At 64.8% G+C, this 1,921-nt stretch carries 2 protein-coding genes; both read right to left on the bottom strand.

The window, feature by feature from the left end; genetic code table 11:
- Positions 1-118: 118 nt before the first annotated feature.
- Entirely contained in the window at positions 119-736 is a 618-nt protein-coding gene (locus tag B5477_RS00245; protein WP_242942086.1) for a cytidylate kinase-like family protein, read from the bottom strand.
- Positions 737-800: 64 nt separating this feature from the next.
- A partial coding sequence (locus B5477_RS00240) for an alanine/glycine:cation symporter family protein (protein WP_079697847.1) occupies positions 801-1,921 on the bottom strand: 1,121 nt, incomplete at its 5' end.

Here is a 1,921-nt window from a genome sequence, read left to right as displayed (position 1 = left end):
GGCAAGGAGAAGCAAAACCCCGGCACCGGCGGGTGCCGAAGATAACCCGTGCGCCAATGCGGGGAAACGCAGGGGAGGGGGAGGCCGTGGCGGCCTCCCCCTCCCGTTTTGTCCTGCTTTAAGATTCCTCGATGAGACTGACGTACTCCCGGAGCAGCTCGACGCACCGCGCGGGCGGCAGCATGCCGGTATCCAGGCAGAGGTGGTAGCTCGACACGCTCCCCCAGGCCTTGTCGGAATAGTAGTTGTAATAGTTGGAGCGGCGCTTGTCGGTCTTCTTGACGAAGGCCTTGGCGTCCCCGTGCGAGAGGCCGTATTCCTTCATGACGCGGGCAATCCGCGCCTCCAGGTCGGCGTGGATGAAGACGTTGACGCAGTCCATGTCCTTGAGGATGTAGTCGGCGCAGCGCCCCACGATCACGCAGGGGCCCTGGGCCGCGATTTTGCGCATCACCTTGGACTGCTCGATGAAGAGCTTGTCGTTGGTGATATAGTCGCTGTAGCCCGCGATGGCGCCGCCCATGCCGTGCCCGCCCATGGCGAAGGAGTAAAGGAAGCTGTCGGTCTCCTTCTCGTCGGCGTGCTCGAAGAGCTTCTCGTCGATCCCGCTCTCCTTGGCCGCCAGGGTGATGATCTTCTTGTCGTAAAATTCAAGCCCCAGCTCGCTGGCCAGCGCCTGGCCGATCTCCCGGCCGCCGCTGCCGAACTGCCGGCTGATGGTAATGATCCGTTTCATCATAAGGCCCCTTTCCCATATGGTTGAGTTCCTGCCCCTAGCATACCATACCTTGGGAAACTTTTCAAATGTTGTCCCTGGTCCGTCCGGCGAGCAGGCGCACGGCGTCCCGGCGGCCGCGCTCGCCCTGGGTGGCGGCAATCACCTCGCGCGAGAGCATGACCACCGCGATCAGGTTGGGCACCGCCATCAGGCCGTTGAGGCTGTCGGCCAAGTCCCACAGCCCATCCAGCCGCAGCAGCGGGCAGAATACCATCAGGGCAAAAAAGAAAATACGGTAGACCCGCTTCGCCCCCGCGCGCTTCCAGAGGTATTCCACGCATTTTTCCCCGTAAAAGTACCAGCAGGGCACGCTGGAGACGGCGAAGACCACCAGCATGACGGTGAGGATTTCACTGCTCGCCCTGCCGAACACCGTGCCGAAGGCGGCGGCGGTCAGCGCGGTGGGGGACATCCCCGCGCCGAGGTCGACCCCGCTGCACAGGATGGTCAATGCGGTCAGGCCGGCCATCACCACCGTGTCGAAAAAGACCTCGAACGCGCCGCACATCCCCTGGCGCACCGGGGTGTTCCCCGAGGCGGCGTGGATGATGGGCGAGCTGCCCAGGCCCGCCTCGTTGGAAAATACGCCGCGGGAAACGCCGTATTTGGCCGCCGAGAGCAGGGTATAGGCCCCCACGCCGCCCGCCGCGGCGCGCGGCGAGAAGGCGCTGCGCAGGATCAGCACCAGTACCTCGGGCAGGCGCTGGATGTTGCGCAGCAGCACCAGCAGGGAGGCGGCCATGAAGAGGATGGACATCAGGGGAGTGAGGATGGCGAAGACGTTCCCCAGCCGCTTGACGCTGCCGCCGGTCATCAGCAATATGCAGACGGCGCACGCCGCGCTCACCCACAGCCCGCCGATCCCGAAGGTGTCCTCCACGGCATGGGAAATGGTACCGATCTGGGTGACGTTCCCCGCACCGAAGAGGGCGGTCGCCAGGCAGAGCAGGCAGAACACCGCGGGGAGCAGCCGCAGCGAGAGCCCGTCGCGCATGTAATACATCGGGCCGCCCACCGTCTCCCCGCGCTCGTTCCTGGTACGGTAGCGCACGGCCAGCAGGGTCTCGGCATATTTGAGGATCATGCACAGGAAGGCGCTGGCCACCATCCAGAAGACCACCCCCGGCCCGCCGAGCAGGATGG

The organism is Provencibacterium massiliense, assembly GCF_900169495.1.
GTDB classification, from domain to species: domain Bacteria; phylum Bacillota; class Clostridia; order Oscillospirales; family Ruminococcaceae; genus Harryflintia; species Harryflintia acetispora.
Note: the sequence above shows the minus strand (reverse complement) of the source record. Positions and strands in the feature narration are given on the sequence as shown.